The sequence below is a fragment of the Martinezella hainanensis genome, from assembly GCF_900094555.1.
Classification (GTDB): domain Bacteria; phylum Pseudomonadota; class Alphaproteobacteria; order Rhizobiales; family Rhizobiaceae; genus Rhizobium; species Rhizobium hainanense.
Genome location: NZ_FMAC01000003.1, coordinates 646,027 through 669,849 on the forward strand (window position 1 = coordinate 646,027; position 23,823 = coordinate 669,849).

Here is a 23,823-nt window from a genome sequence, read left to right on the forward strand (position 1 = left end):
CGAATTCATTCGCGAGATCGGGACTTCGTGGCAGGTTGGAAGGCATGTGGGAACCGCCTAAACAGTTACAATCCGTCCGAGGATATGTCCGGCAACCATTTTCTGCCCCAAGGGATAGGATGACCTCGTGCGATCGTCAATTCAGCTTGGCGAGCGATTTTCCCTCATCGTCGAAGAGATGACACATGCCCGGATCGATATGGAGTGAGATCGGTGTATGGAGTGGGGTGGTGTCGGCGCCTTCTGTCTGGACGACAAGCGAATGACCCGATGCGGTAGCGACGTGAAAGATCGTCAGGCCCCCAAGCCGCTCTGCAAGCACGACCTGTCCTGTAAACTGGTCGCCTTGGCCGATACGGATATGTTCGGGGCGGATTCCAAGCGTCAGTTTTGAACCTACCTTCACCTTTTCGGAAAAGACTGGAACGGTCATGGTGCTTCCGCCGCCCAATGCCACGGATATGCCATCTGGGCCGATGGTCTCAGCCGTTGCCGGCAGCAAATTCATCTTCGGCGAACCGATGAAGCCGGCCACGAAGATGTTTGCGGGGGTATTGTAAAGCGCCAGCGGCGAGCCGACCTGCTCGATCCGGCCGCCATTCAAGACGACAATCTTGTCGGCCATGGTCATTGCCTCGATCTGGTCGTGGGTGACGTAGATCATGGTTGCGGCCAGTTCGTCGTGCAGGCGCATCAGCTCCAGCCGCATGTTGACGCGCAGCGCTGCGTCGAGATTGGAAAGCGGTTCGTCGAACAGGAATATCTTCGGATTTCGAACGATCGCACGGCCGATGGCAACGCGTTGCCGCTGGCCGCCCGACAGATCTTTCGGCCGGCGGTCGAGCAGATGCGTCAATTCCAGAATCTTTGCCGCTTCTTTGACCTTCTGATCGCGCTCGTCTGTCGAGACGCCGGCGATTCTGAGTGCAAAACCCATGTTGTCGGCGACAGTCATATGCGGGTAGAGCGCGTAGGATTGGAACACCATTGCCAGCCCGCGTTGCGACGGATCGATATCGTTCGAGCGCTTGCCGTCGATCATCAGATCGCCACCCGTTATTTTCTCGAGACCGGCGATCATGCGCAGAAGCGTGGACTTGCCGCAGCCGGAGGGGCCGACGAAAACGACGAATTCACGGTCGTCGACATCTAGATCGATGCCCTTGATCACCTCAAGGGCGCCGTAGGACTTACGGGCGTCGCGGAGTTTGAGATTAGCCATTGCTGGCCTCCTTTTTACCGGCAGATACAGACGTACCAGGTTTGTCCGTGCTTTTAGGGCTCATCGGCTCGAAGTCAGCTTTGCCGTAGCCATCGAAGATGAGGCTGGCGGCCCCGATCAGCCCGGCATGGCGCCCGAGCTGTGCGGCAACGATCGGCACGTTGCGATAGGCGGGCATGGCGCGCTCGCGAACCGTCGCCACCATTTGATCATGCAGAAGATCGAAGCCATGCGAAATTCCGCCGCCCATGACAAGCACGTCGGGGGAATAGAGGTGGAGCAGATTTGTAAAGCCGATCCCGAGCCACCGCGCCTCGGCATCCAGCAGCTCCAGCGCATCGGCGTCGCCCTTTCGTGCGGCTTCGACGACATGTCGTCCGGTGACGTCGGCGTCGGCGGCGAGCGAGCGCAGTACCGATCCGTCTGACGGTCTGGTGCGGGCGGTTGCACGCCTGCCGAGCGCCGTGCCGGAGGCGACTGCCTCAAAGCAGCCGACTGCCCCGCAAAAACAACGTTCGCCCTCGCTCGTGATCGTCATGTGGCCGATCTCGGCAGCGAGGCCACGTCTGCCGTGCAGAATCCGGCCGTCGGCAATCACGCCACCGCCGATACCAGTCGATACTGTGACGAACACCATCGATCCCGCCCCACGGCCGGCGCCATATCGCCATTCGCCAAGCGCTGCCGCGTTTGCATCGTTTTCAAGCCGTACGGGCAGCTGGAAGTGGCTGTGGAGAATGTCCGCCAGCGGAACTTCATGCCATCCGACCAGGGTCGGAGCGGCAATGACAACACCGGCGTCCGGATCGAGCGGGCCAGGCGCGCCGATCCCGATCCCGATTGGAGAAAGATCGGGCGTTTCCGTCAGCACCGTTTCGGCCAGCAGTTCGATCTGCCGGATGACGGCGGCCGGGCCTCCGGCCGCGTCCGTCGACAGCGACGAGAACGCCAGAAGGCATCCGGCATCATCGATAAGCGCAGCGCGAAGCTCCGTTCCACCGAGATCGAATGCAAGAGCGACCTTTTTCACGAAATTCGGCTCTCCAACCCATGCAGCCAGGCAATACGGTCGCCAAGGTTCTTGTCGCCGAATGCCAGCGACCCGAGAACCACCGTCTGTGCTCCGGCCTGGCGCAGAAGCGGCACCGTCTGCTCGCGAATGCCTCCATCGGCGGCGAGTATGATCTGATCCTCGCGGCCGGCTTTTCTCAGGAGGGAGCGCGCTTCGATCAATCGGTCGCATGCCTTTTCGGAAAGGCTTTGTCCTTTGACGCCGATCGAGGTTCCAAGCAGCGTGACGAAGGCGACATGATCGATGAAAGGCTCGATCGCCGATACGGGCGTCTCCAGTCGTAGCACCACGCCAGCTTCGGCACCCAGCTCCTTGGCAAGTGCGATTGCGCGCAAGCCCGCATCGCCGTTTTCAGCATGAACGCTGATCAAATCCGCGCCCGCCTCTATGAATTGGCGTGTCTGTTCCTCGACGATTTCGGCCTCGACCATGAGATGGACATGGATGGGCTTGGCGGTCGACTTGGCAATGCGCGCGACAAAATCCGGAAAGAATAGGAAACCCGGGGTAAAGCGCGCATCGGCAACATCGATGTGATGCAGATCGACATAGGCTTCGATGCGCTTGAGGTCGGTTTCCATATTGGCAAGGTCGGCCGACCAGAGCGAGAATTCGCCGAGAAGCCTGTTGCGGGGAAGCGCTGCGATGGCCGCCGGGCCGGAAAGGGGTTTGGACGTCATGATGGAACAAAGCTCCGGATTGTTTTGGATGCTAGAAAATGCGCAATGGCGTCTTGGACTTCGGTAAAATGCCTGATCTTGTCGACAGCCTTGGCGGTGACTTCGACAAGGCTTGCGTCTGGAATGATATCGGTGAGTGTCTGCGCGCAGGAGAGCGGATGGATCGCGTCCTGCCGGTTGCCGATGATCAGGGTGGGCACGGCAAGGACGGCGGCAGCTGCCTGCGGAACATCTGGCCCGTCTGCGGCGATATCAGCCAGAACAGAGGCAAAGGCGACGGCATCCGGCCTGTCGAAATAGCCGAGCAGGGAAGAGAAGTTGTCCGGTGCCTCCGAAGCGATCCGTCGCCCTATTTCGGAGGCGACAAAACGCCTTTTGGCCTCCTCGATCGGGTGCGAACGGATCAGGGCGGCGACGGTGCGAATCGGCTCGAGATTGTCTGGCGATGCCTCGAAGGTCCAGGCGGGGCGCACGAGAACGAGCCCGGCGACCCGGTGGGGGTGATGATGGGCAAGATGCAGGGCAATGGCCGCGCCCATTGAAATACCGCCTACGACGAAGCGGTCAAAACCGCATTCAGTCGCCGCGGCCAGAACGTCCTCGGCAAACATACGGATCGAAAAGGACCGCGCATTGCCGAGCGAGGATGCGCCATGTCCACGGCACTCCAGCGTCAGCCGGCGAATATTTGCGGCAGGGACATTCTGCGCCACCTGCATCTCATCGCCGCCAAGACCATGCTGAAAGACGACCGGAAGCCCCTGACTATTCTCATAGACGGCAAGTTCCGCATCGCCGCGCTTGAACGTTTTCTTTTCCATCAGATCAACGCCTTGAGGAAGCCGGCGACGCCGGACGCTTCCGAAGCCGAAAGGCCATGCGTCACGAGCGGTCCGTCGAAATTCACGGCGCGCAGCCGTGCGATGAAGTCGGCAAAATCCACCACACCTTGCCCGGCGGTTGCGAAGCGGCCGTCGGCATGACGATCCTTGGCATGGGCCAAGGCGATGTGACCGGCCGAGGTTTCGATCGCCTCTGCGACGATCGCCCTTGCTTGCGCCGGCGTCGCCTGTTCGAAGAGATTGGCAGGATCGAGCACGATGCGCAGCCGTCGCGATCCCATCTCGCCGATCAGCCGGCGGGCATCGCCTGCCGAGGTGACGATATTGGCCTGCTCCGGCTCGATGCCGAGATCGACGCCGTGCCGCTCAGCCAGCTCCAGAGCCTCCGACATTTCCGCCGCCATGTCGGCCCAGGCCGAAGGATCGCCATTGTCGGGATGATGAGCCCATTGATCATTCGGATCGCGCGTTCCTGTGCAAAGCGTCACCAGCGGAATGGCGAGTGCTGCTGCCGCTTCGATGACGACGGCGAGCTGGGCAAGGCCTGCCCGGCGCACGGCGATCTCGGGGTGAGCCATGTTGTAGGTACCCGACAGGGCGGCAAGCGAGATGCCCGTCGCGTCTACGGCCGAACGAACCGCTGCGATCGTCGTTTCCGAAACGGCATCGGGCATGGACGGGAGGCCGCAGCAGGCAAGATTGAACTGTGCGCATGCATAACCGCTGTCGCGTACTGCCGAGAGAACGCCGAGCGGCTCCGTTCCGGGAAAGGTCTTGGCGAAGATCCCGATCTGCATCAGACCGCTCCCGAAACCGATGCGAGTTCGACGCGCTCGCCCCGTTCGACCGATCGGGCGATCGCTACCATTGCGCGGATGGAGGCAAGGCCGTCCTCGACATTGGCGCCGCGCATCGGCGCGCCGTTCAGCGCAGTATCGGCAAGCCCCTCCAGTTGCCGGCGGAAGAAATGGCCGTCCGCACCGAGCGGCTTTCTGCTCGTCGCATCCTTTTCATGGAAGATTTCCACTTCACTCGAGCGGAAGTACCAGGGATTGAAGGTCTTTGCGAGAACCGAGCCGTTCTCGCCGTAAAGCTGGAAACCTTCGTGCCAATCCATACGCACGGCAACCGTCAGGTCCAGATGCCCGAGGGCACCATTGGCAAACTCGGTCTCCACGAACCAGCAATAGGCGCCGGCACGTTCGAGAAGCCGCGCGCGAACCGCGACGATCTCGCCGCAGAAGAAGCGCGCGGTGTCGACCAGATGCGAGCCATGCGCCAGCATGAAATATTGCCTGAGATCGGCCTTCGGATTGCCTGATGGTTTGCGCGCAAGCTTGCTGGTGACGGGCAGGGGCTGCACCGCATCCGTATTGGTGTAGCGGTGGGTGGAATCGCAATACCAAGCCTTCATTGCAAAGATCTGGCCTATGTCGTCGCGCACGAAATCGCGCGCCGCCTCAAGCGCCGGGTCGAAGCGCTTCATGTGCCCGACCTGCAGGATCTTGGCCGATCGACGTACCGCCTCGGCCAGCTGCTGCCCTTCCTCGACGGATACGCCGATCGGCTTTTCGCAGAGCACATGCTTTCCAGCCTCGAGTGCCTTTATGGACATCGGCACGTGATAGGCGTCAGATGTCGCGACGATCACGGCCTCCAGATCCGGATCGGCAAGCATGGCATCGTAATCGTCGTACATCTTCTGCGGCTCATAGGTCGCGCCCATGCGGGCGAGAAGATCGGGCGCCGCATCGCAGATCGCGTAGAGATCGGCGTTCCGCGCCTTGACGCAGGATTCCAGATGCGCGAATTGCGCGATCGGCCCGCAGCCGAGCACTCCGACGCGAAGACGGCGACTTTCCTTTTCGATCATGGTTCTCTTCCTTATGCGCCGTAGCCGCGCATTGTTTGGCGATTGGCTTTGACCGCAGCGGCAGGATCGGCGCCGGCCGTCTCGGATTCTTCTTCCAGCACCAGCCAGCCATTGAAGCGTGGGGCTGCCGAGACGAGATCGATCACGGCTGGCGTATCGAGAACGCCCTTGCCCAGCATCGCCCATCGGTCATGCGCATCGACATCCTTCAGATGCAGGTAGCGGATACGGTCCTGATAGGTGCGCATCGTGTCAAGCATGTCGGCATGTCCCCGCAGGATATGGCCGGTGTCCGGCACCCAGCCGACCAGGCTCGGGTCGAGCAAGGCGAAGATGCGGTCGTAATCGGCGCGGTCGAACAATAGCGTATTGTGATGCGAGCTCGGATGCACGGCGATCTGGACACCGGCGGCCTTGCCCAGCTCTCCGGCGCGATTGTAGAACTCGCCGGCAATGGCGAACTTGCCGTCTCGCGGACCGTCGGACACGACTGTTGCCGAACCGATGGAAACGAGTGCTCCCGGAAAATGCGCGGCATAGTCGATCCAGCGCTTCGCCGTCGCCAGATCGTCCTTCATCGCGTCGGCCACCGTAAAGCCGCTCTTGGAACCGAAGGCGAAGGAGACGAGTGTCAGGCCGCAGTCCTTCAACGCATTTGCAAAGGCATGCGGGTCTGCGCCATAGCGGCCGATCATCGTGTCGGTGATTTCGATGCCCGAATAGCCGCCGGCGGAAATGGCCGAGAGCAGGTCGTCTGCCGTTCCCGCCCAGGCATTGCCGAGCATTTCCCATGTAAACGTCTGGCAGCCGACTTTTATGTCCTTGCGCATTCCCTTTATTCCTTGATTCCGCCTTGGGTGAGGCCTTCGATGATGTGTCGTTGGAAGAAGAGCACCAAGATGATGAGCGGCACGGTGACGACAGCCGATGCGGCGGCGATGTCTCCCCAGGGCACATAATATTGGTTGGTGAAGTTGGCGATGCCGACCGGGATCGTCTGGCTGTCGCTGTCCGAGGTGAAGGCCAGCGCGAACAGGAACTCGTTCCAGGCGGTGATGAAGGCAAGCAGGCCCGTCGTGACCAGGCTCGGCAACGACATCGGCAGGATGATATGCCAGAGCAGGCCGACCGGTCCGACGCCGTCCATGCGGGCTGCCTCGTCGATCTCGCGCGGGAGCGTTTCGAAATAGCCGAACAGGACCCAGGTCACCAGCGGCAATCCGAGGGCGAGATAGGTGATGATCAGCGCCGTATAGGTGTCGAGCAGCCCGAGATCGGAGGCGATGAGATAGAGTGGTCCGACAAGCGCGATCTGCGGAAACATCGATACCGAAAGGATGACCGTCAGGATGCCGAAACGGCCCTTCACATCGAGGCGCGACAGCGAAAAGGCCGCCAGCGAACCGACGATCAAGCAGAGTGCTGTGGTCGCAAGCGAAACGACGAGCGAATTCAGCACATAGTGATGCAGGCCCTTTTCGACGAAGGCGTTGTAGTAGTGCTCCAGCGTGAACGGGTTCGGTATGAGCGAGGGCGTTCCCTCGGTCAGAGCCTTGTCGAGTTGGAGCGACGTCGAAAACTGCCAGATGAACGGGCCGGCGGACCAGACGAGGATGAACAGGGCGCCGAGATAGATGAGGATGTTCTGGAAGACTGAGCGACCTTCGTTCATGTCGTCCTCCTGATCTGGCGCACGAGGAAGATGCAGAAGCCGACGGCGATCAGTCCCTCGGTGATAAACATGGCGGTCGATACCGCCGAGCCGTAGCCGAACTGAAGCGTCGAGAAGAGTACCTTGTAGGAAAGCGTCGAAAGCGTCTCCGTGGAATCGGCCGGGCCGCCGCCCGTCAGCACATAGACCAGGTCGAAGACGCGGAACGCATCGAGCGCACGGAAGAGGCCTGCAATCAGCAGCGTCGGCATCAGAAGCGGCAGGCGGATATGCCAGAAGATCGTCCAGGCTCTTGCCCCATCCATGCGGGCGGCCTCGATCAGCGATTTCGGAACGGTCTGCAGCCCCGTCAGCAACAGAAGCGCCATGAATGGCGTGGTCTTCCACACATCGGCAAGGATGATCGTGGTCAGCGCCGTATTGGGGGAACCGTACCAATTGATGTTCTGGTCGATCAATCCCGCGTGCAGAAGGATGAAATTGATGATGCCGTGTTGACCATCGAAGAGCCAGCCGAACATTTTGGACGTGACAACGGTCGGCATGGCCCAGGGCACGAGCATGGCGGCGCGGATCGTGCCCCGGCCGGCGAAGGTCTCGCAAAGGATCAGCGCCATCGCCAGGCCGATGAACGTCTCGAGCAAAGTCGAGATGAGGGTGAACCAGATCGTGTGCCACCAGGCATTCCAGAACGGTGGATCGGCCAGCAGCTGCGCATAATTGGCGATGCCGATGAAATCATTGTCCTGGGTGATCAGCGAGCGGTTGGTGAAGGACAGATAGATGCCATTGACGATCGGATAGAAGGATACCGATGCCAGCGAGAGAAATGCCGGCAACAGCAACAGCCAGGGCCAGAGGGCGCTTGACAGCGCCCTCGATTTGCCTGGGGTTTGCTCGGAAACGGCAACCGTCATCGTCATGGCCATTTCAGCCGACGATCTTGTTGATCTGGGCTGCGGCGGCCTGAAGTTCCGCCTTGACGTTGCCGCTGACCAGCGCCTTCGAAATGCTCGACTGCAATGCCAGCGTCACCTTGGCATATTGCGGCGTGATCGGCCGCGGCGTGGCCCCGGTGAAGACGTTCTGAAGGCTCGCCATGAACGGCTGTTCCGCCTTCAGCTTCGCATCCTGGAAGATGGCAGGCCGCGAAGGCGCGAGACCGAAGTTAAGCGCAAGCCGGGTCTGGGTTTCCGGCGAGGACATCCAGGTCAGGAATTCGATCGCCGCTTCCCGCTTCTTGGAGTTGGCATTGACGCCGAGCTGATAGCCGCCAAGGCACGCGGAGCTCTTGCCGCCGGCAAAATGCGGCAATGGCGCGACGGCGACCTTGTCGACGACGTGCGAGGCTTTCGGGTCCTGCGCGATCGGATAGACATAGGACCAGTTGCGCATGAACATGGCTTCGCCCGACGTAAACGGCTGGCGAGAGGGCTCCTCGTCCCAGGAAAGCACGTTCTGAGGGCTGATCTTCGTCTTGTTGATGGTGTCATACAGGAACTGGATCGCGGCAACGGCGGCATCGTCGCCGATGACAGAGGATTTTCCGTCGGCGGAAAGAATGGAGCCGCCGTTCGATGCGATGATTTCCACCGCATCGCAGACCAGAACTTCGGCCTGCTTGCCCTGCCAGAGATAACCGAACTTGGCGTCGCCGGCCTTCTGCGCCTCTGCGGCCATCGTCGCCATGTCGGCCCAGGTTTCCGGCACCTTGCCGCCACGCTTCTCCACCAGATCCTTGCGATAGTAGAACATGCCGGAATCGACGAACCATGGCAGTGCGGTCAGCTTGCCGCCATAGGTGCAGGCAGCCACCGTGCCCGGGAAATAATCGGCGCGCTTGTCTTTCGGGAAATATTCGTCAAGCGGGAGCGCCCAGCCGGCGGAGGCAAAGCCCGCAATCCAGATGACATCCTGGCTGAAGACGTCGGGCGTTCCGTTACGGCGGGCGAGCTGCTGGACGAGACCCTGATAAACTTCCGTCGACGAACTCGGCGGCGGCAGTTCGATGAACTTGACGGTGATGCGGCTTTGCGACTCGTTGAAAGCCTTGACGAGGTCGCCAAGGCCTTCCTTGCCGAAGAAGCTGGCGCTGGCAAAGCTGATTTCCGTTCGATCGGCAGCGCGTGCCGGGCGGATGCCGAGGCCTGAGGCAACTCCAAGCGTTGCCGTGCCGAAAGCGGCGCCGGCAGCACCCAATAGCAGCTGACGACGATCAAGCATTATCGATTGTCCGGCAATCTTGGAACCAGCCGGTGTCTTCTTGATATCTGTCATATTTCCCTCCCAGGAAGACTGGCGACCTCCAAACCTCCGCGCCAGTATTCGCATATGTTTTATAAAAATTTGTCGCGCGTCAAGAAATAAGATGCTTTAAATCAACCCGGGAGTCGTCGCTTGAACGCGCTGAAACGCGGCGAGCGGGCGTAGAGGATCAGGGAGGATCGGGAAATATGGCTGGTAATTCAAAAGCTAAACTCGGCATCGGCGTTATCGGTTGCGGTAACATCTCGATGACGTATCTGCGCAATGCGGCGCTGTTTTCAGGCGTCGAATTGCGGGCCTGCGCCGATATATCGGCCGATGCGGCCGTGCTGCGGGCTCGTGAATACGGCATTCGTGCGCTGAGTGTCGACCAATTGCTCGCCGATTCCGAAGTTGATCTCGTGCTGAACCTCACCGTTCCCGCCGTCCATTTCGACGTCACCAAGTCGGCCCTATCGGCCGGCAAGCACGTCTTCACGGAAAAGCCGCTAGCAACATCGGCGGCGGATGGTCGTGTTCTCGTGGCGGAAGCCAGGCGGCGCGGATTGCGGCTGGGTTCTGCTCCTGACACTTTCCTCGGTGCAGCGGGTCGCCGGGCGCGCCGCCTGATGGAAGAGGGTGCGATCGGCCGTCCGGTCAGCGGTACCGCCTTCATGATGGGGCGTGGCATGGAGCACTGGCACCCCAACCCGCAATTCTACTACCAGCCGGGCGGCGGCCCCGTCTTCGATATGGGTCCCTATTATCTGACGATGATGGTGAACCTGCTCGGCCCGGTCGTGCGGGTCATGGCAATGGCGACCAAAGGCCAGGAAGAGCGGGTGATCACCGCCGATGGCCCATTCAAGAATACCAGTTTCAAGGTCGGCACGCCCACAAACATCCTGTCGCTTCTGGAATTCCAGTCCGGCGCGACCGTGAATTTCGGTGCGTCCTGGGACGTTTTTCGCCACTCCAATCATCCAATCGAGCTGCACGGCACCGAAGGTTCGCTGCGCTTGCCCGACCCGGACACGTTCGGCGGAACGGTCTCACTGTCCGAGCGCGGCGCAGATTGGTACGACTTTGAAAGCGAGGGTGAACTTTACGGTGCGAAAAATTGGCCTTTTGCCGCACCGGATCGGGCCAATTACCGCATGCTCGGTGTTGCCGATCTTGCGCGAGGGCTTCAGGAGGACAGGCCGCCCCGAGCCTCGGGGGACCTCGCACTTCATGTCCTTGAAGTCATGGAGGCTATTCTTCAATCGGGCGAAAGCCGGCAGTCGATCGGCATCGGTGGGGAGTTCACTCCGCCGCCGCGTCTTGACGAGGATGAAGCACGCAGCCTTCTGGCTTGATCGCAGCGGAGGAGAAGCAGTCCAATGGAAAAGCTGGATGAAAGCGCCCGGCGTGTTCTCGCTATGACCAGCCGGTCGGATGGCCGGCCATTCGAAACCGGGACACCTCAAGAGGCGCGTATCGACTACGATGCGAATTGCCCGACACTCCAGGGTGCAAGGGAGGCCGTCACTTCGGTGGACGATCGGCGAATTGTCGGCCCGAATGGTCCGATCACCTTGCGCATCTATCGCGGTATCGGTGCGCCTTCGAAGGATGGTCCAGGTCTCATCTACCTGCACGGCGGCGGCTGGGTCATCGGCAATCTCGAATCGCACGACGAAATCTGCCGATGGTTCGCAAATACTGCCAAATGTACCGTAATCTGCCCCGAATACCGCCTAGCGCCGGAACACAAGTTCCCCGCCGGATTGACCGACTGCACTGCGACTTTGGCATTCGTGGCGAAATCGGCTGCGGATCTCGGCATCGATCCCAGCAGGATCGCGGTCGCCGGCGATAGCGCCGGCGGCAATCTTGCCGCCGTGCTGGCATTGATGTCGCGCGCTGGCGATGCCCCGCCGCTTGCGGCGCAATTGCTCATCTATCCCAATACCGATGCCGCCCAGACGGCCGATAGCTATCGCCGCTATGCCGAGGGCTTCGGCTTGACCGCTTCGACCATGAAATGGTTTCGCGATCACTATGTTCGCACTATAGCCGATATAGCAGACTGGAGGGTTTCGCCGCTGCAGGCCGAGACCCTGGCCGGAGTGGCGCCGGCCTTCGTCGCGACTGCCGGACACGACATTCTGGTCGATGAAGGCATAGCCTATGCCAGGCGGCTGCGGGAAGAAAGGGCGCGCATGGTGCATCGCCATTGGCCGGGGCAGATCCACGGCTTCGTGTCGATGGGGAGATATGTGGCAGAGGCCCGCCGGGCGGTGGAGGAGGCCGTCGCGGCGTGGCGCAGCTTCGAGGGCGCCTTGCTTTAGATGAATAGCGGGCGCCGCTTCAGGCTGACTGCCGCATGACCAGCGTTCCATCCAGGCTGACCTTGCGTGCGATCGGCTGAGTGGGCGTGGCTGTGTCCCCAAGCAGCGTCAGCAGTGTATTGACGCTATTGACAGTCATAGCGGCGAAATCCTGTGCCATCGTCGTCAGCGGCGGGCAGGTGTAGCGGCTCAAGGGGTGATCGTCATGGGCGGCGATACGCAAATTGTCCCCCTTTTTACGTCCTACCTTCAGCCGATGCGCGAAGGCGGCCGACATCACGCCGAAGGCGAGGCGATCATTGGCACAAAGGATGGTCTTGCGCGGAAGAGACTTCGTACGGAGCAGGCCGTCCATCTGCTCGTATCCGATGCGCTCGAACTCCCATGTGTAGGCGGCATTGGTGCTGATCACCAGCGGCTCGCAGCCTGCGGCTTCCATGGTGGCGATATAGCTTGCCAGCCTCTCCGGTGAGTTGTGATTGACATGCGGAATGTCGAGGTAGGCTGGCGCTTCTCCGGATCGGCAGAGATATTCGACGATCGTTGCAACGGTCTGGTAATTGTCGTTGCCGATGAACGGCGTGTCCCCTTCGATATAAGTGTCGAAATAGACGATGGGCAGGTTCTGCGTAAGCTTTTCAAAGGCGCGTGGATCGGATTTCTGTCCCAACGGTGCGACAAGCGCACCGGCTACCTTCAACGACAACATCGTGTTGACCGCTTCGGCTTCCAGTTCCGGCAATCCATGCGACGAGAATACGATCGGCCAATAGCCCTCATTGCGCAGGCGCAATTCCAGGCGATTGACCATTTCGGCATAAAAGGGGTCGGTAAGGGCGGGAACCAGGATGCCAATATTGCGTGTCCGCTTGCGATTGAGGTTCCGCGCATAAAGATTCGGCTGATAGTCCGACGAACGAAGTGCTGCCTCGATCAGCGCTCGGGTCGCCGGTTTCACGCTGGTCGGATCGTCAAAATACTTGGAAAGGGTAGGGCGGGAGACACCGCAGGACTTCGCGAAGTCCTCCATCGTCTTATGCGTCAGTTTTTCCATCGAAAGTCGACCATTTTTCCAGCTGCCGCCTCTAATCGTGGTCTTATGCGTCCACAGGGTCGGGAGCGCAACCAGGGACGTAAATTCCAGGTAAATTCTTTTGCGCTTTGCGTCACAATAAAAACTAACGCGCGAGAATTTTATTGTTTAACGCGTTAAAATTCAAGCTGCAGCATAGGTGGTCCGATTGAGCATGAGCGCATCAACGGAAATCCCCTGCTGAGATCCTTCGCCGAAGCTCATGTGAATGGCGATAAGGCGCGCCGATGAGCGGCTACGGCGACATTCAAACCGCAGCAGCGTGCGCAGTATTCCTATATTGAGGAGGGTGAAGCGGGAATGGGTGAAGCAGAGGGCGCAAGAACGGCTTGCTTGCCGTCGGCATGCGTATCCTCATGCCAATGGTAATTTCGTGCTGCTTTTCGCGATTGCCACGAACCGCGCCTGAGGCTCGATGTTTGGCTATTGTCGTCGCCTCGATTCGACCGTTTTTGCTGACGCAAATTTATTATCGAATCTTCGCGACAAGCCGGCGCAGGCTCTCAAATCCCCGACCCGTCGAGTTGCTGGGCGTTGTCGCCTTCCCAGGGGGAGGGCATTGAGGTGCGATTGAGATTAGCCGAGGGCATCGGCATCCAGCACTTCAGTTCCGGTTCGGCATATTCGATGATGTGCCCGGGCGAGGAATCGGAAGCGCGCCAGCCTTCCGTGCCGAACTGATCGCCATTCGACCAATATGCGAGGTCAACTTCTGCCGGCCCCTGCTCTGACGGGCGGATCGTGACAAGGATCCGACTGCCGTCTTTCGGTGCGCTTGCCATGTGCCGCCAGCGGTCTGGCTCATCCATCGTTTTTCCTCCTGCCTTGCTACAGGTTGCAAGTGTCGCCCCGCCATCGAAAACGGTCAACTCAAACTTTGCGCGACCCGTTCCCTATCGTTTCAGATGTTGGCGGCGGTATATATTTCAAAAGGAAGCATGTGCTGGAATACGGTCGGCGTTCTGTAGGTGTCCAGTGCCTCCGCCATCGCCCGCACCAGCGTATCCGCAAGCAGCCGCGCCGGATGTGAAAGAACAACCTTGATCACGCCCTCGGCCAGACCGGCGCGGGTCTCGTTCGTCAACTCGTGAGCCACCACCACCAGGCGCTTGGCAGCCGGGCCGCCATCCTCACGAAGCGCGCCGAGGTCTCCCACGAGACGATCTTGTTCCATAGTGGGTGCGGCCCCGCGCCTACAAGGAGCGTATCAGCGAGTTCGAGAAAGACTTCGGAATCATGGTGTGAAAGTCGCACCGCCATTTCCGATGTATCGTCAGGTAAGCCCGCGCGAAGACGAACGGCAGGCTGAGGGTTCTATTGGACGGAGGCGATTCAGCTCGCCGTCGATACGATATTCAGAGTTCGGGCACTGCCCTTCGCCGGATCGCGGTCATCGCTCCAACCGCTGCGGTGGTTCATATACGCACGCACGAACACAGCGAGGCAGTTTGGTGGTACTCCATTGAGGCGCTTGTGTCAGTCTTTGAGAAGGAAGAGGGCTGCCATTCATTTCCGAGCTAGTAGCATGGTCTTGGCGATCGGAAAGATTTCCAGCGATCTCATTCCGCCATGGCGCCGGCTGCCTATCCCTTTATCCCGGCTGAAAGCATGATCGCGCGCGTGATCTGCCTTTGGAAGACAAGGTAGAGAATGGCGACGGGGAGGCCGGCGAGGACCGCTGCGGCCATATCCTTGGCGAAACGCACGCCGAAAACATCCTTAACCTGGGTAATTCCGACGGGAATGGTGATCGTGCTGTCCGATGTCGCGACCAGGAATGGCCAGAGGAAATTGTTCCAAGCCGCGATGAAGGTGGTTATGCCGAGCGCTGTGATGACGCCCCAGTTCATCGGCACATAGATCTTCCAGAGCGTTCTCAAATGCCCGGCATTGTCGAGCATCGCCGCCTCGCGGAATTCTTTCGGAATCTGGTCGAAAAATTGTTTGAGGATGATGATGACCGATGGCACCACGAGCTGCGGCAGTACGATGCCGCCCCAGCTGTTGATGAGCCCGAACGTGTTCATCAGCACGAAATGGTTGATGATGAGCGCCTCCGCCGGCACCATTACTGAGGCAATCAGCGCCCCATAGATCACGCGGCGGCCGGGAAACTGGATTTGGCTGAGCGCATAGGCGCAGCCGACGCTCATCGCAAGCACCAGAACCGCAATGATCGCCGAGGTGCCGACCGAATTCACATACCATTGCACGATGCTCGATCGCTCGATCACATAGCGATAGGGCTCAAGCGTCGGTGCCTTCGGAAAAAGCCCGGGCGAGCGGCTTACCACTTCGGTGTCCGATTTGATCGACGTCATGACCGCCCAGTAGAGCGGAAAGAACCAGATGAGAGCGCCGAACGCCGTCAGGGCGGTCAACGCGTGCCCGCTCCAGCCTCGTGAGGCGACATGGCTCTTTGCCGTGGTCAATTCTGTTTGCGCGCCTGTGGTGAGACCGCTCATTTTTCGCCTCGCGCCCGCAGGAACTGATATTGGAGGACCGAGGCAATGAGAATGATGACGAACAGGATGGTGGCGACGGCCGCACCTTCGCCACCCTTGTTCTGCTTGAAGGCCAGATCGTAGATGACGGTCATGACCACCGTTTGCGCATCCGCCGGCGTATGGGCGAAATAGCCGAGCAGATAGGGCTGTGCGAAGATCTTGAACTGCGCAATCAGCTGCAGCGTCAGCACCAGCGCCGTGACCGGCCAGATCAGCGGCCAGGTTATTCTCGAAAACACCCGCCAGCGGTTGGCATTGTCGAGTGCGGCCGCTTCGTAGACGTCAGGTGAGATGCTACGCAGCGCCGCAAGGAACAGCAGGATGTTAAAGCCGATGGTCCACCAGATCGTGACCACTGCAACTGACGGCATGAAATAAGTTGGCGAACGCAGCACCGGAAGCGGCCGCCCGCCGGTAAACAGCCCAATGACAGTCTGGATGACGCCGTATTGCATGTTTGCAATCCAGGTCCAGATCTGGGTCACCACCGACACCGGCAGGATCGAGGGCAGGAAAAAACAGGCGAGAACCAACATCTGTATGCGCCCGCTCAGGCGGTTGATGCCCATGGCGATGGACAGCGCGAGAAACGTGCCGGGGACGACGGTCAGGACGATGAAATAGAGGGTGTTCAGAAGCGCCTTCTGAAATTGGGGGGAGGAGAGCTGGCGCGCATAATTGTCGAGGCCAACCCATTCGCCCGGTCCGATCAGTGGCGCATTGGTCAGGCTCATCGCCACCATCCGCCATGTCGGGTAGGCAAATATCACCAGAAACGCGATGACCGCCGGTGCGACCAGCAATGCTGCGACCGCATTATCCTGCTTCCTGTTGCTGACTGCGGCCATCCGTCACCTCTCTCGCTAATGCAGCCCCGGGACAGGGAGGAGCCCCGGAGCTGTTGAAGAAAACATCACTGAGAGTTCATGTGTTCGCGAAACTTCTCGAGTGTTTCCTTCACATCGCCTTCGCCATTCAGCGGCCCGGACGCCATATTCTGCCAATCGTCGTCAAATTTCGATGCCGCACCCGTCAGCGGCGTCTTCGGCATGTAGAAGGCGTTGAGCGCCATGGCTGCATAATCTGCCTGCGGCTTGAGCGCCTTGTAGGCGGCCGAAGTGCTGACCGGCAGATAGGCGGGGATATGGCCGGCGGCCGCCCATTCCAGCGAGTTGACATTCATCCAGCGGATGACTTCGAGAACCGCGGCGCGTTTTTCCGGCGTCATGGTCTTGCCGACATTGTTGGGGATCACGAAGGAATGAGAGTCAGACCAGTTGGCGGGTTTGCCCATCCAGGCCGGAATGTTGACCATGCCGTAATCGAAACCGTTGCCCTTGGCGACTTCCGTTTCCATGGTCGGCAGTTCCCAATTGCCATTCAGGAAGAAGGCGGATTGTCCGGCGATGAAGGTGGGTGTGATGGTTTCGGTGTCGATATAGGGCTGCGCCCAACCTTGTTTCACCCATTCGGCGACTTCGTTGTAGGCTTTTTCCATCTTGTCGAAATTGTCGCCCTGCAGGAACTTGCCGTCGGCGGTGAGCTGGCCGCCCTCCTGGCCGAACAGGGTGTAGATATCGCGCAGATCGCCGTTGGATGAGGAGATGACGACGCCGTTCTTGCCGGCCTCCTTGGCCTTGGCCAGCACCGCGCGCCAGCCTTCCAGGGTGTCGATGCCGGTCGGCTTGCCGTCGTTGCCCAGCGCACCCAGATCTTTCAGTACAGTCTTGTTGTAGTAGAGCACTTCGCCGTGCACATCGAAGGGGACGGCATAGCGGACGTTATCGACCGTCGAGGCGGCGATTGCATTCGGTGGATAGTCACCGTCCTTCAGCCCGACGGCCTCGAGCTCCTTCGGATCGATCGGCGAGATGGTCTTGGCCGCAACCGCGCCTGCCAGGCGAGACAGGTGGTAGGTGGCGATGTCCGGCCCCTGGCCGACTGCTGCGGATGTCTGCAGCTTGGTGTAGTAGGGGATGCCCCATTCGAGCGTCGTGCCCGTGATCTGGATCTTGTCCTTGTGCTCATCGTTGAAGCGCTGGATCAGCGCCTTCATTCGCACGCCATCGCCTCCGGACAGAAAGTCCCACCAGACGACATTTTCGACTGCGAATGCCGGAAAGGCGGTCATTAGGGCTAATGCCGCAATCGATGTTCTCAACAGGTTACGCATGTCTCTCCTCCAGGCTGTTTTGTTTTCCTCCCGGCCGCCCGTTGCGGGCTGGCCCTTATGCGCTGCGCCGCAGCTAACGAGCTGCGTGATATTCGTTGACGGCTTATCCGGCTGCCGTCTCGATGATGCAATCAAGCAAGGTCGCCGCGACCGGATCGACACCGGCCGCCTCGCGCATCAGGCCGAAGGTCGTGGCGACGATGCGGCCGGCGCCAACCTGCCGCTCGGCAATGGTTGCGCATGGCTTGTGGATCCAGCCAACCATCGTCCCGGCATGGACCAGGCCGTCAAAATGGATCGGCCGGAAGCCGGTGATGACGCGGTTCGGGTTGACGCCGACGAAGGAAAGGTCGGTCAGCGGGCCGCCCGGCAAGCGCTCGAATTTTCCCGAGCGCTTTACCCAGCTGAAGCCTGTGACCCAATTGCCTTTCCATATGGTGCCGTTGCGTTCGGTGACGCGCATCTGCGGCATGGATTGCCCGCGGTCGCCGCCGGTCGGGTAGTTCCAGTTCGGCTGGTCGTTGCGCAGGTTGCCGAAGGGCAGCGGCGCCACATCGGCGAGCGACACATACCGGGCGCCATGCTCCATGGCGTCGATATCAGCCTGGCTCAGGGAAGACGCAACCCGCACATCCGCCTTATTGGCCTCGACAACCGCGTAGCCGAGCGCGGTCAGATATTGGGCGATTTCGAGTTCTGCCGAGTAGACGGAAAGCATGGGCTTGGGGCGGCGTTCATAGACGCTGACGTCGAGGCTGTTGCGTGCAATCTCCTTGCCGCTGGTGATGATTGTAAACTGGACGCTGACCTGTCTGCCGGCCATGGCCGCGGTAAAGGGCAGAGATAGTGCGGGCAGATGATGCACCGACGTTGCGTTTATCGCCGGGATTGCCATCTTGCCGGCGGTTGCACCATCGATGCTCCAGCTCAGTTCGGCTGTGGGGATCGCCTTGCCGCCGGTCGAGATTTCAAGCTCGACGCTCGCCGTATCGCCTGCCCAGACCGCATGGTGCTGCATGCGCGGGACGATGACGACATCGGTGTTAATCTCATGGAAGCGATGGTGATAGGCGCGTGTATTGCGCTGCATGTCCATCAGGCCATTGGCTTCCCAATGCAGGTCAGTCAGCTCGGTGATGACATAGCCCTGGATCGAGGCGTGGCGGCGCATCTCCTCTATTTCAAACTTGAGGGCATTGAACTGATGCCACTGCGCGTCCTCGATGAAGGAGCCAAAGGATGGAAAGACCTTGTCGAACTGATAGGTACGGAAGCGCTGTTCGACCCCATGCGGATAGGTCGCACCGTCGCTATCCCATTCCAGGCCGTTGATGAACCAGAAGGGTTCCTTGCCGTCCTTCTTGAGCTTTTCGGGATGGGGCAGGCCCCAGACGCCGAACTCGGAGACGACGAGCGGCTCGTCGCCACGCCGCTTGGCATCGCCGTTCGGCGAATAGGACCAGTCGGGCCGTCCGGCGAAGGCCGATACCCAGTCGGTCCATTCGCGCGCCATTTCCGGAACCGAGGCGTAATAGTGGTAGTCGTCGATGTCGGAGACGACATGGAAATTCGGAATGCAGGCGGAATTGTCGACGACCAGCCGCGTCGGGTCCTTCTTCTTCAGCCAGTGATAGGCGTTTTCCAGCCAGGCCCGCTGATCGGCGCTTTCGACGAGGCGCGTTCCCCAATCCTCGTTGATGATGGTCCAGATCACGATGGAGGGATGGTTGCCGTCGCGGCGCAGGATGCCTTCCATCGTATCGAGCAGGCGCTTCGCCGACTTGTCGGTGAAGGTCTGGATATTCGGAATTTCCGTCCAGACCAGCAGGCCGAACCGGTCCGCCACATCATAGTAGCGCGGGTCAGGAACCTTGATGTGGCAGCGCAGGAGGTTGAGGCCGAGCTCCTTCGACTTGCGTGCCTGATCCTCCAGGAATTCGAGCGACGGCGGCGTATAGATGCCCTCGGGATAATAATCCTGGTCCAGCGCGCCGCGCATGTAGAAGGGCTGCCCGTTCAGGAAGAACTTTCCATCCTTCGCCTCGAAAGTGCGAAAGCCGAAATTCTGCTCGGCGGCATCGATGACGGCGCCACCCTCGGACAGCTCGGCAACGGCCCGATAAAGCGCGGGATCATCGAGCGACCACGCCTCCACATCAGCGACTTTAAGCGCGACCGAAGCCCACGCTTCGTCGTCGAGCCCAAGTTCGGTCGAAGCTGCGACTGCACTGTTGCGGTCCAGAAGCGTGATCTTCAAGGCGCCGCTAAAGGCCGCTGCCAGCTCGACATCGATGGTGACATCGCCCGTGGCGAGATCAGCGCGAATGGCCTGGTGGGTGATATGCGCCTGGCTGCGGCATTCGAGCCAGACCGATTGCCAGATGCCGCCCAGCATTCCGTACCAGCTCTGCTTGCCGTGCGGGATCTCGTCGAACGGAAAATCCGGGAAGACCCGGGCATCGGCGCTCGGCAGCGTAACCTTCACGTCCAAACGCAATTCGCCGGTAAGCAGATCGGCGGGGATGACAAATTCAAACGGCAGATAGCCGCCTTCGTGGGAACCAAGCGCGCAGCCGTTGACCGACACTTCGGCGAAATAGTTCACGGCACCGAAATGCACGATGACCTGATGGTCGAGCCATTCCTGCGGCACTGTGAAGCCGCGGGAATAGGTTGCGATGCCAGCCGTTGCCCGCAGATCCGGAAAGTGGGCCTGCCAGGGCGCGGGCACGGCAATCGTCGTCGGCGTTTGGCCATCCAGCTGAAAATCCCAGGTTCCGTCGAGAGACCGCCGCGCGCGCGGCCCGGAATGAGTATCGGCGAAACCGCGGGAGGCAATGGTCATGGCCGCAAGCTTTCTGGTTGGATTAAGTTACAAAATAAGTTACAGAAAAGTTTCGTAACTTATAAACTTAACTTCCGCAAGGGCCGCAGCTTCACATTGCCCGTCAGATTTTCTAACGTGCATGCAGGCTGCCCTTGAGTCCGAGAAAGAAACTGAGTGAACGACAAGACGACGAAACGACCGACCATGTCCGACATCGCCTCGCAGGTCGGTGTTTCGCATGCGACGGTTTCACTCGTGCTGAACGAGGCACCCGGCAAGAGGGTTTCGGAGAAGGTGCGCGAGCGGGTGCTGGCTGTCGCGGAGGAACTTGGCTACCAGAAGACCGCGCCGGCCAATGACCCGATCGGCGGGATCATCGTTCTCCTGATCGACGATCTCATGGCCTCGCAGCATGCCGCGCCGCTGATCGAAGGTGTTCGGAGCGCGGCGGAAGAGCAGGGCTTAGCGGCACTCACCGTCGTGACCGGCGGACAGGTCGAATTCGCTGAATCCATCCTTGACTATCTCGGACGACGCCAGATCGTCGGCGTAATCTATGCAACGCTCATCACCCAGCTGGCGCCGGTGCTGCCCTCCAAGCTTGGCAACTATCCGGCCGTCCTTCTGAATTGCCACCAGCAGCGGGCCGAGTTTTCGTCGATCATTCCCGGCGATCACGCCGGTGGTTATGCGGCGACGGAAGCCCTGATCAAGGCCGGCCATCGCCGCATCGCCATGATCGATGCCGGCAGACAGCGGCTTGAAGCGGCTCGCGATCGTCTGAGCGGTTATCGCCAGGCGCTGACGACTTACGATATTGCCGTCGATCCGGAACTGATCCTTTCGGAAGCCTGGTCGCTTGATCTCGGTCGGGAAAAGATGCTGCAACTGCTCGACCTGCCGTCGCCGCCGACGGCTGTGTTCTGCTTTTCCGACCGGGTGGCGATGGGTGCTTATGATGCGATCAGGATGCGCGGGTTGAGGATTCCCGACGATATTTCCGTCATCGGTTTCGACGATGAAAGCCTTGCCCGAAAAATTCTGCCGCCGCTCACAACGTTGAAGCTGCCGCACGAGGATATGGGCCGTTGGGCGGTCACCGAACTCCTGGAAAAGGTGATGCAGCCAAAGAAGCCGCCGGTGCGGCTGAAAATGGAGTGCCAGCTGATCCTTCGAGCGTCCGTCGCGCCACCGCCTTGAATGCAATGAAGGGACGGGCGGCCAATCATATGGGCTGCGGCCCGGACATATCCATTAGGGAAGACGGGATACGTCTATGATAATTCGCCCGTGATTGTCGGGATCGACCAGGACCGGCAGTATAGTTCCCGCTGCAGTGCGCTTTAGGCGGCGTTCGGAACTGCTGAATGACATGCGCGTCACTGCGTCCCAATCCGGGCCGCCATTCGGGTGGATCACGCGGACTGTGATGTCCCATGTTCCGCCTGGCGCACTGCTCGGCCTGACTTCGTCGGCGGTCAATACCTTTGCGATAGAGGGCTCAAGCCCGACCGCAGCGCTTGCGCCGGCAAGCGCGAGTTCAGTTTGCTGTGCGGTGAGACCATTGAGCTGCTCCGGCGACGTCGCCCCGTCCGTCGCCTCGCGCCAAACGCGGGGAAAGGCCGGGTGGTCAATCTCGTCGATCCGCTGCTCGTCCTGCTTCTGGGCGCGCAATCTCGCGGCGAGGGTTTCGGCCGCCTGCTGCCCCGTCGGAACTTTTTCCCATTCGACCCTATAATGTCTGGGGTCGGCAAGATCCACGACGACCGGAAGCATCATGCCCGGATGAGGCCATTTCAGCTTCGGCACATCGCGGCCGCTGAAATGGACTGCGGTCGGCGCCATGCGCGCGGCGATGATCACGCCATCGATGTCGCATTTCGGAAAGAGCGTCACCTCGCCGGCAATGTCCGATGGCGGCGAGCACGCCACGACTTTCAGCCAGCCGCTCACTGGGTTCATGATCTCAGTTCGTTTGACTTTACCGAACAAGCTCATGCGCGGTACCTGTTCAATCCGCTTCCGATACGATGATATTGAATCATGCCGAAGTCGAGTATTCAAGGCCTGTCGGCACCGCATCCAGAAACGTGCCGACATCTACGGACGGGATAACGGGACGTTTTCCTGGGGGAGCCGATGATTCGGCATGTCAATTTCTCAATGCTGAAGCGGCCGCTTCCGCTTTGCTCCAGATTTGCGCGCCCTTTTCCTATCGGAACCGTTGCATCTACCAGAACCTATCATAACGGTATTGTCGATCGCATAGGTGCGGTGCTTTTCCGCATCTTGAGTTCCGGCTTGATCTCAACCGAAGTTAGTAGGCGGTGCCCTTCCGCTATGGCTTGCGGAAGGGCTGCTGCAGCATGGCTTCCGATTTCCTGGTTGTCGATCATCATCGTGGTAAGTACCGGATGAAATCGTGACGATATCGTAGGGTTGTTGAAGCTGGTTATCGAGAAATCAGTGGGCGCGGGCAGGGGGGCCGGAAGGGACTTTGCGGTCGTTGAGCAGGAAGTGCGCGATCTTGCCCAACGGTCCGCAGAAGCTGGGTGGCAGATAAAGCAACTCATCGGGCGCTCACGGACTGAAATTGCATCCGGAGCGCGGGTGGTTCTGGAGATCATTTCGACCCGAGTGGTGAGTGCCTCTCGGCAAATGGAAGTCATAGCCCGTTCAAGCAAGGAGCAGTAGAGCGCTCTCCATGAGGTGAACTCCTCCGTCAACAGGATGGATAGATGACACAGCAGAATGCGGCTATGGTTGAAGAAACAAATGCGACAACACGCGAACTCGGCGAGGAGACAAAAGCGCTCCTCGTGCTGGTTGATCAATTTCAGCTGCCGGCGACAAGCGAGCTCGATTGAGCCGTGGCCTAAGCGCCTCTTTCGGTCAGAATCTCGGCGGCTTTCTGCCAGCTGAGCGATGGGCAGCGCTGACGGTATTGGCCATCAGCATGGCGATGGTCATCGGACCGACACCGCCCGGAACCGGCGTGATGGCTGCGGCAATGTCTGAGGCCTCAGCATAGGCGACATCGCCCACCAGACGGCTCTTGCCCTCGCCCCGCTCCGGTGCATCGATGCGGTTGATGCCGACATCGATGACGGTGGCACCTAGCTTCACCCAGTCCGCCTTCACCATCTCCGGACGTCCCACAGCCGCCACCAGGATATCGGCGCCCCTTGCCACGGAGGCGAGATCCTTCGTGCGCGAATGCGCCGTCGTGACAGTCGCATTGGCATTGAGCAGCAATTGCGCCATCGGCTTGCCGAACAGGTTGGA

The 23,823-nt window shown here is 60.1% G+C and carries 24 protein-coding genes and 2 pseudogenes; 6 read left to right on the plus strand and 20 right to left on the minus strand.

The genetic code is table 11. The features are described 5' to 3' along the window. Positions 1–136 precede the first annotated feature (136 nt). From GA0061100_RS13625 to GA0061100_RS13670, 10 genes are read right to left on the minus strand one after another with little or no spacing between them, the layout of a single operon-like run. Positions 137–1,222: an ABC transporter ATP-binding protein gene (locus GA0061100_RS13625; protein WP_075853210.1), complete on the minus strand. Its 1,086-nt coding sequence runs from the start codon at positions 1,220–1,222 to the stop codon at positions 137–139. Continuing rightward, a complete protein-coding gene (locus GA0061100_RS13630; RefSeq protein WP_075853211.1) occupies positions 1,215–2,252 on the minus strand; it encodes an ROK family protein in 1,038 nt (345 codons plus the stop codon). The genes GA0061100_RS13625 and GA0061100_RS13630 overlap by 8 nt, the downstream gene beginning before the upstream one ends. Next, positions 2,249–2,974, minus strand: a complete 726-nt coding sequence (locus tag GA0061100_RS13635) for a ribulose-phosphate 3-epimerase (RefSeq protein WP_075853212.1) — start codon at positions 2,972–2,974, stop codon at positions 2,249–2,251. Before GA0061100_RS13635 ends, GA0061100_RS13630 begins: the two co-directional genes overlap by 4 nt. After that, positions 2,971–3,795: an alpha/beta fold hydrolase gene (locus GA0061100_RS13640; RefSeq protein WP_075853213.1), complete on the minus strand. Its 825-nt coding sequence runs from the start codon at positions 3,793–3,795 to the stop codon at positions 2,971–2,973. The genes GA0061100_RS13635 and GA0061100_RS13640 overlap by 4 nt, the downstream gene beginning before the upstream one ends. Further along, a complete protein-coding gene (locus GA0061100_RS13645; protein ID WP_075853214.1) occupies positions 3,795–4,613 on the minus strand; it encodes a sugar phosphate isomerase/epimerase family protein in 819 nt (272 codons plus the stop codon). The genes GA0061100_RS13640 and GA0061100_RS13645 overlap by 1 nt, the downstream gene beginning before the upstream one ends. Next, on the minus strand, positions 4,613–5,689 hold the full coding sequence (locus tag GA0061100_RS13650; protein WP_075853215.1) for a Gfo/Idh/MocA family protein: 1,077 nt from the start codon (positions 5,687–5,689) through the stop codon (positions 4,613–4,615). The genes GA0061100_RS13645 and GA0061100_RS13650 overlap by 1 nt, the downstream gene beginning before the upstream one ends. Positions 5,690–5,700: 11 nt before the next feature. Then, positions 5,701–6,519, minus strand: a complete 819-nt coding sequence (locus GA0061100_RS13655; protein ID WP_075853216.1) for a sugar phosphate isomerase/epimerase family protein — start codon at positions 6,517–6,519, stop codon at positions 5,701–5,703. A gap of 5 nt (positions 6,520–6,524) precedes the next feature. Next, on the minus strand, positions 6,525–7,361 hold the full coding sequence (locus tag GA0061100_RS13660; RefSeq protein ID WP_075853217.1) for a carbohydrate ABC transporter permease: 837 nt from the start codon (positions 7,359–7,361) through the stop codon (positions 6,525–6,527). Then, positions 7,358–8,284 (minus strand): carbohydrate ABC transporter permease, encoded by a 927-nt coding sequence (locus GA0061100_RS13665; protein ID WP_244557827.1) that lies wholly within the window; start codon positions 8,282–8,284, stop codon positions 7,358–7,360. The genes GA0061100_RS13660 and GA0061100_RS13665 overlap by 4 nt, the downstream gene beginning before the upstream one ends. Before the next feature lie 7 nt (positions 8,285–8,291). Then, positions 8,292–9,638 (minus strand): ABC transporter substrate-binding protein, encoded by a 1,347-nt coding sequence (locus tag GA0061100_RS13670; protein ID WP_075853219.1) that lies wholly within the window; start codon positions 9,636–9,638, stop codon positions 8,292–8,294. Between the two features lie 176 nt (positions 9,639–9,814). Here GA0061100_RS13670 and GA0061100_RS13675 point away from each other — a divergent pair, with 176 nt between their 5' ends. Continuing rightward, positions 9,815–10,963: a Gfo/Idh/MocA family protein gene (locus GA0061100_RS13675; RefSeq protein ID WP_075853220.1), complete on the plus strand. Its 1,149-nt coding sequence runs from the start codon at positions 9,815–9,817 to the stop codon at positions 10,961–10,963. Positions 10,964–10,987: 24 nt separating this feature from the next. Beyond that, a complete protein-coding gene (locus GA0061100_RS13680) occupies positions 10,988–11,938 on the plus strand; it encodes an alpha/beta hydrolase (RefSeq protein ID WP_075853221.1) in 951 nt (316 codons plus the stop codon). A gap of 19 nt (positions 11,939–11,957) precedes the next feature. On the opposite strand, the gene GA0061100_RS13685 is transcribed toward GA0061100_RS13680, so the two are convergent. From GA0061100_RS13685 to GA0061100_RS13695, 3 genes are all read right to left on the minus strand, one after another. Next, positions 11,958–12,992, minus strand: a complete 1,035-nt coding sequence (locus tag GA0061100_RS13685) for a LacI family DNA-binding transcriptional regulator (protein WP_075853222.1) — start codon at positions 12,990–12,992, stop codon at positions 11,958–11,960. Between the two features lie 542 nt (positions 12,993–13,534). After that, a complete protein-coding gene (locus tag GA0061100_RS13690) occupies positions 13,535–13,840 on the minus strand; it encodes a hypothetical protein (RefSeq protein ID WP_069610414.1) in 306 nt (101 codons plus the stop codon). Positions 13,841–13,932: 92 nt separating this feature from the next. Then, complete coding sequence (locus GA0061100_RS13695) at positions 13,933–14,205, minus strand: type 1 periplasmic-binding domain-containing protein (RefSeq protein ID WP_244557828.1); 273 nt, start codon at positions 14,203–14,205, stop codon at positions 13,933–13,935. Between GA0061100_RS13695 and GA0061100_RS35530 the strand changes: the two are divergent. Beyond that, positions 14,184–14,525 (plus strand): annotated as a pseudogene (locus tag GA0061100_RS35530) (sugar phosphate isomerase/epimerase); the annotation flags it as partial. The gene GA0061100_RS13695 and the pseudogene GA0061100_RS35530 overlap by 22 nt on opposite strands. Before the next feature lie 89 nt (positions 14,526–14,614). Here GA0061100_RS35530 and GA0061100_RS13700 read toward each other — a convergent pair. The 4 genes from GA0061100_RS13700 to GA0061100_RS13715 all read right to left on the minus strand — a co-directional run bounded on the left by GA0061100_RS13700 (position 14,615) and on the right by GA0061100_RS13715 (position 20,556). After that, entirely contained in the window at positions 14,615–15,352 is a 738-nt protein-coding gene (locus tag GA0061100_RS13700) for a carbohydrate ABC transporter permease (protein ID WP_244557836.1), read from the minus strand. Positions 15,353–15,492: 140 nt separating this feature from the next. Continuing rightward, a complete protein-coding gene (locus GA0061100_RS13705; RefSeq protein WP_075853223.1) occupies positions 15,493–16,386 on the minus strand; it encodes a carbohydrate ABC transporter permease in 894 nt (297 codons plus the stop codon). 65 nt (positions 16,387–16,451) lie between these two features. After that, a complete protein-coding gene (locus tag GA0061100_RS13710; protein ID WP_075853224.1) occupies positions 16,452–17,711 on the minus strand; it encodes an extracellular solute-binding protein in 1,260 nt (419 codons plus the stop codon). Between the two features lie 103 nt (positions 17,712–17,814). Beyond that, entirely contained in the window at positions 17,815–20,556 is a 2,742-nt protein-coding gene (locus tag GA0061100_RS13715) for a glycoside hydrolase family 2 protein (RefSeq protein ID WP_075853225.1), read from the minus strand. Positions 20,557–20,712: 156 nt separating this feature from the next. Between GA0061100_RS13715 and GA0061100_RS13720 the strand changes: the two genes are divergently transcribed. Continuing rightward, positions 20,713–21,738: a LacI family DNA-binding transcriptional regulator gene (locus GA0061100_RS13720; RefSeq protein ID WP_244557829.1), complete on the plus strand. Its 1,026-nt coding sequence runs from the start codon at positions 20,713–20,715 to the stop codon at positions 21,736–21,738. 54 nt (positions 21,739–21,792) lie between these two features. Here the strand turns inward: GA0061100_RS13720 and GA0061100_RS13725 are convergent, their stop codons facing one another. Next, positions 21,793–22,500, minus strand: a complete 708-nt coding sequence (locus GA0061100_RS13725) for a hypothetical protein (RefSeq protein ID WP_244557830.1) — start codon at positions 22,498–22,500, stop codon at positions 21,793–21,795. Between the two features lie 281 nt (positions 22,501–22,781). Continuing rightward, positions 22,782–23,111 carry a substrate-binding domain-containing protein gene (locus tag GA0061100_RS34335; protein WP_075853227.1) on the minus strand — a complete coding sequence of 110 codons (330 nt, stop codon included), beginning with the start codon at positions 23,109–23,111 and terminating at the stop codon, positions 22,782–22,784. Here GA0061100_RS34335 and GA0061100_RS35455 point away from each other — a divergent pair. Together GA0061100_RS35455 and GA0061100_RS35385 are read left to right on the plus strand one after the other, a co-directional pair. Next, complete coding sequence (locus GA0061100_RS35455) at positions 23,056–23,232, plus strand: hypothetical protein (protein WP_342195460.1); 177 nt, start codon at positions 23,056–23,058, stop codon at positions 23,230–23,232. The two genes, GA0061100_RS34335 and GA0061100_RS35455, sit on opposite strands and share 56 nt — an antisense overlap. A 44-nt stretch (positions 23,233–23,276) precedes the next feature. Continuing rightward, positions 23,277–23,405, plus strand: a complete 129-nt coding sequence (locus GA0061100_RS35385; protein ID WP_280173823.1) for a hypothetical protein — start codon at positions 23,277–23,279, stop codon at positions 23,403–23,405. A gap of 25 nt (positions 23,406–23,430) precedes the next feature. Here the strand turns inward: GA0061100_RS35385 and GA0061100_RS13740 are convergent. Next, positions 23,431–23,823: pseudogene (locus GA0061100_RS13740) on the minus strand (bifunctional methylenetetrahydrofolate dehydrogenase/methenyltetrahydrofolate cyclohydrolase); the annotation flags it as partial.

Bases quoted from the DNA above. Each gene is read 5' to 3' on its own strand.
- GA0061100_RS13625 (WP_075853210.1), bottom strand. From the start codon at position 1,222: ATGGCTAATCTCAAACTCCGCGACGCCCGTAAGTCCTACGGCGCCCTT.
- GA0061100_RS13635 (WP_075853212.1), bottom strand. From the start codon at position 2,974: ATGACGTCCAAACCCCTTTCCGGCCCGGCGGCCATCGCAGCGCTTCCC.
- GA0061100_RS13640 (WP_075853213.1), bottom strand. From the start codon at position 3,795: ATGGAAAAGAAAACGTTCAAGCGCGGCGATGCGGAACTTGCCGTCTAT.
- GA0061100_RS13645 (WP_075853214.1), bottom strand. From the start codon at position 4,613: ATGCAGATCGGGATCTTCGCCAAGACCTTTCCCGGAACGGAGCCGCTC.
- GA0061100_RS13650 (WP_075853215.1), bottom strand. From the start codon at position 5,689: ATGATCGAAAAGGAAAGTCGCCGTCTTCGCGTCGGAGTGCTCGGCTGC.
- GA0061100_RS13655 (WP_075853216.1), bottom strand. From the start codon at position 6,519: ATGCGCAAGGACATAAAAGTCGGCTGCCAGACGTTTACATGGGAAATG.
- GA0061100_RS13660 (WP_075853217.1), bottom strand. From the start codon at position 7,361: ATGAACGAAGGTCGCTCAGTCTTCCAGAACATCCTCATCTATCTCGGC.
- GA0061100_RS13665 (WP_244557827.1), bottom strand. From the start codon at position 8,284: ATGACGATGACGGTTGCCGTTTCCGAGCAAACCCCAGGCAAATCGAGG.
- GA0061100_RS13670 (WP_075853219.1), bottom strand. From the start codon at position 9,638: ATGACAGATATCAAGAAGACACCGGCTGGTTCCAAGATTGCCGGACAA.
- GA0061100_RS13675 (WP_075853220.1), top strand. From the start codon at position 9,815: ATGGCTGGTAATTCAAAAGCTAAACTCGGCATCGGCGTTATCGGTTGC.
- GA0061100_RS13680 (WP_075853221.1), top strand. From the start codon at position 10,988: ATGGAAAAGCTGGATGAAAGCGCCCGGCGTGTTCTCGCTATGACCAGC.
- GA0061100_RS13685 (WP_075853222.1), bottom strand. From the start codon at position 12,992: ATGGAAAAACTGACGCATAAGACGATGGAGGACTTCGCGAAGTCCTGC.
- GA0061100_RS13690 (WP_069610414.1), bottom strand. From the start codon at position 13,840: ATGGATGAGCCAGACCGCTGGCGGCACATGGCAAGCGCACCGAAAGAC.
- GA0061100_RS13695 (WP_244557828.1), bottom strand. From the start codon at position 14,205: ATGGAACAAGATCGTCTCGTGGGAGACCTCGGCGCGCTTCGTGAGGAT.
- GA0061100_RS13700 (WP_244557836.1), bottom strand. From the start codon at position 15,352: ATGACGTCGATCAAATCGGACACCGAAGTGGTAAGCCGCTCGCCCGGG.
- GA0061100_RS13705 (WP_075853223.1), bottom strand. From the start codon at position 16,386: ATGGCCGCAGTCAGCAACAGGAAGCAGGATAATGCGGTCGCAGCATTG.
- GA0061100_RS13710 (WP_075853224.1), bottom strand. From the start codon at position 17,711: ATGCGTAACCTGTTGAGAACATCGATTGCGGCATTAGCCCTAATGACC.
- GA0061100_RS13715 (WP_075853225.1), bottom strand. From the start codon at position 20,556: ATGACCATTGCCTCCCGCGGTTTCGCCGATACTCATTCCGGGCCGCGC.
- GA0061100_RS13725 (WP_244557830.1), bottom strand. From the start codon at position 22,500: ATGAACCCAGTGAGCGGCTGGCTGAAAGTCGTGGCGTGCTCGCCGCCA.
- GA0061100_RS34335 (WP_075853227.1), bottom strand. From the start codon at position 23,111: ATGAGTTGCTTTATCTGCCACCCAGCTTCTGCGGACCGTTGGGCAAGA.
- GA0061100_RS35385 (WP_280173823.1), top strand. From the start codon at position 23,277: ATGACACAGCAGAATGCGGCTATGGTTGAAGAAACAAATGCGACAACA.